Origin of the sequence: Stieleria sp. (assembly GCF_041595215.1) — a bacterium.
GTDB classification, from domain to species: domain Bacteria; phylum Planctomycetota; class Planctomycetia; order Pirellulales; family Pirellulaceae; genus Stieleria; species Stieleria magnilauensis.
In genome coordinates this window covers 1-3105 of sequence record NZ_JBFHKV010001018.1, presented here as the reverse complement: position 1 = coordinate 3105, position 3105 = coordinate 1, and the positions used below count along the sequence as shown (strand labels likewise).

Here is a 3105-nt window from a genome sequence, read left to right as displayed (position 1 = left end):
TTGTGGGACGTGCTTCCCGGAGGTGGCGCTGCGCTGACCTCCGGCTACTCGCTGGCATCCCTCCGGGATACTCGGTTCGCTGCCGCTCTCCTTTGACACCTAACGGAGTGATGCTTGTTAGCGGCAGAGTTCGCGCCCAACACCGCTAAATCGAGATTTAGCGCCGCCGCTCGCGCTGGCGCGAACCGGCTGATATCAAACGATGATCAGCCGTTTGGCGCGAGCCTACGGGCCCTGCGCTGGTCAAAACCTTGTCGATTGAGCGGTATTGGGGTCGCGCCCTGCCGCTAACAGAAAAACGATTGGTGTCAAAATAGGGTGGCGTTGGGCGTCCGCAAACCTGAAACCTGAAACCTGAAACTTCCCTAAATCCGGCTTTGGCCCGTGCTCGAAAAATGCCCGTGAATCGCTAAACTGCCCTGCTGACGTCTTCACCCCCAACCCTTCGATCCGATGACCACCACCATGTCGCAGAGTCTGACCGCACAGGACGCTTGGAAAAACTTGCACGCCCACTACGAGCAAATCAAGTCAAAGCATCTACGAGAGCTGTTTGCCGCCGATCCGCAGCGTGGCAAAACCTTCTCGCTCGAAGCGGTCGGGCTGTACTTGGATTACTCCAAGAACCGCATCGACGCCGAAACCGTTTCGTTGTTGATCAAGCTCGCCGAAGCGGCGGGGTTGAAGGAGCGAATCGAGGCGATGATGACGGGCGAAAAGATCAACACGACCGAAGACCGGGCGGTGTTGCACACGGCGCTGCGGGCACCGCGCGATGCAACGATCGAGTTCGAAGGGAAAAACGTCGTTCCCGAGGTTCACGCGGTGCTGGACAAGATGTCCGCGTTTTGCGATTCGGTCACCAGCGGTCAGTGGATCGGACACACCGGTGCGCGGATTCGCAACATCGTCAACGTCGGCATCGGCGGCTCGGACCTCGGGCCGGTGATGGCCTACGAAGCACTGCGTCACTACAGCAATCGTGGTCTGACCTTGCGGTTTGTGTCCAACGTCGACGGGACCGATTTTGCCGAAGCGACACGCGATCTGAATCCGGCCGAGACCCTGTTCATCATCGCGTCAAAAACCTTCACCACCCAGGAAACGATGACCAACGCGCACACCGCGCGGACCTGGCTGCTGGAAAAACTCAGCGCAGATGATTCGGCCGTCGCCAAACATTTCGTCGCCTTGTCGACCAACGCAGAGCAAGTCGCCGAGTTCGGCATCGACACCGACAACATGTTCGGATTTTGGGATTGGGTCGGCGGACGCTACTCGATGGACTCCGCGATCGGACTGTCCACGATGCTGGCCATCGGTCCGGACCACTTCCGCGAAATGCTGGCCGGGTTCCATGAGATGGACCAACACTACCGGACCGCGCCGCTGGAAGAGAACCTGCCGGTGATCTTGGGCCTGCTGACCGTCTGGTACACCGACTTCTTCGGCGCCCAAACAACCGCCGTGTTGCCCTACGATCAATACCTCAAACGTTTTCCCGCGTACCTGCAACAACTGACGATGGAAAGCAACGGGAAATCGGTCACGCTGGCGGGCGACCGCGTCGACTATGACACCAGTCCGATTTACTGGGGCGAACCGGGGACCAACGGTCAGCACTCGTTCTATCAGTTGATCCATCAAGGGACGCACTTGATCCCCTGCGACTTCATCGCGTTCGCCAAGTCACTCAATCCGATCGGTGATCACCACGACAAATTGAGTGCCAATGTGTTCGCCCAAGGCGAAGCGTTGGCGATGGGCAAGACGCGTGAGGAAGTGTTGGCCGAAGGCACGTCGGAGGAACTCGCCCCGCACCGTGTTTTCGAAGGCAACCGCCCCTCGAATACGCTGCTGATCGAAACGCTGACGCCGGCGGTGCTCGGCAAACTGGTCGCCCTGTACGAACACAGCGTGTTCACTCAAGGCGTGGTCTGGCAAGTCAACCCGTTCGACCAGTGGGGCGTCGAGCTGGGCAAAGTCCTGGCCAAGAAGATCGTCCCCGAACTCGAGTCCGCCGACGCCCCGCTCGACCACGACAGTTCCACCAACGCCCTGATCCAGCGTTACCGATCGCTAAAGTAGGGCATGCTGTGCATGGCGCACGGGATGTCGTTTAATTTCTGACGGATATGGCACCCTTCTCCCCCACAAATCGTTACCAAGCTTGCTTGTCGATTTGTGGGGGAGACGGGCCGGGGAGGAGGGGGCTGGGAATCGATTTTGTAGCCATCTCACCGGGCGCAGAAGATACGGCTGGGCGGTTGTGCTTGATACCATTGCCGCCCCTTTGTATTGCCCCTCACCCCCAGCCCCTCTCCCCAAAAAACGCTCGACGCTTCGCGTCTTTGGCGTTTTTTGGGGAGAGGGGAGCCAGTGTATTTACTAGAGATCAGGCAGCAATAATATCGACATCCCCAGCGCGACCGACATCGCTGGGCAACACGCATCAATTTTGTCGTCTGCGTCGCAGTAAGATCGGGACGGCGAACAGACTGAGCAGGACGGCGGTGCCCGGTTCGGGAATGGCCGTGATTTGAAAGGCGTCAATGGCCGTCGCGCCGCCGGTCGCTGTCACAACGAGTCGGTAGCTGTCTGCCGTGGAGGCGGTGAAGTCGAGTGACTGCCCTGTAAATCCACTTCCCGTTGGGACGTTGAAGCCAGTTGGCCCGCCAATGACCGAGGAACCGCTTTGCAGGATATCGACCGTCAGGGCGGCATCGGAGACGGTCTCGCCGGCGGCCAACTGAAAGGACAGCCGGTAGCTGGCCGCATCGAGCGCGACGTCCTGGCGGATCGTTGCAAAGTCCGGTGCCAATCCGATCACCGCGTACTGGTCACCATCGAGCACCGTGGGATGAACTCCCGCCGCCTCCCGCAGCACCAAGATAGCGGAGGGCGAAGCCGCGTCGACAACCCACCCGGAACCAATGGTTTCGCCCGGATTAAAGAACGCGAACGAAGAGCCACCCGGGATATCCGGTGATTCAAAGGAACCATTGGTGATCACCGCGGCGTGCGCCGACGACGCCATGATCAGGGCGATCAAGGAAGCATAAGCCAAACCCGAGAAACGTCTCATAGGTGCAACCTCACGAGTCA

The 3105-nt window shown here is 59.4% G+C and carries 2 protein-coding genes; one reads left to right on the top strand and one right to left on the bottom strand.

The window, feature by feature from the left end; translation table 11 throughout:
• The first annotated feature begins 453 nt into the window (after nucleotides 1-453).
• Nucleotides 454-2088, top strand: a complete 1635-nt coding sequence (gene pgi, locus ABX749_RS27485) for a glucose-6-phosphate isomerase (protein ID WP_372898845.1) — start codon at nucleotides 454-456, stop codon at nucleotides 2086-2088.
• Between the two features lie 364 nt (nucleotides 2089-2452).
• Here pgi and ABX749_RS27480 read toward each other — a convergent pair.
• A partial coding sequence (locus ABX749_RS27480; protein WP_372898844.1) for a hypothetical protein occupies nucleotides 2453-3105 on the bottom strand: 653 nt, incomplete at its 5' end.

What these genes read in the sequence shown, in the direction of transcription:
- pgi (WP_372898845.1), top strand. Translation starts at nt 454, where the DNA reads ATGACCACCACCATGTCGCAGAGTCTGACCGCACAGGACGCTTGGAAA.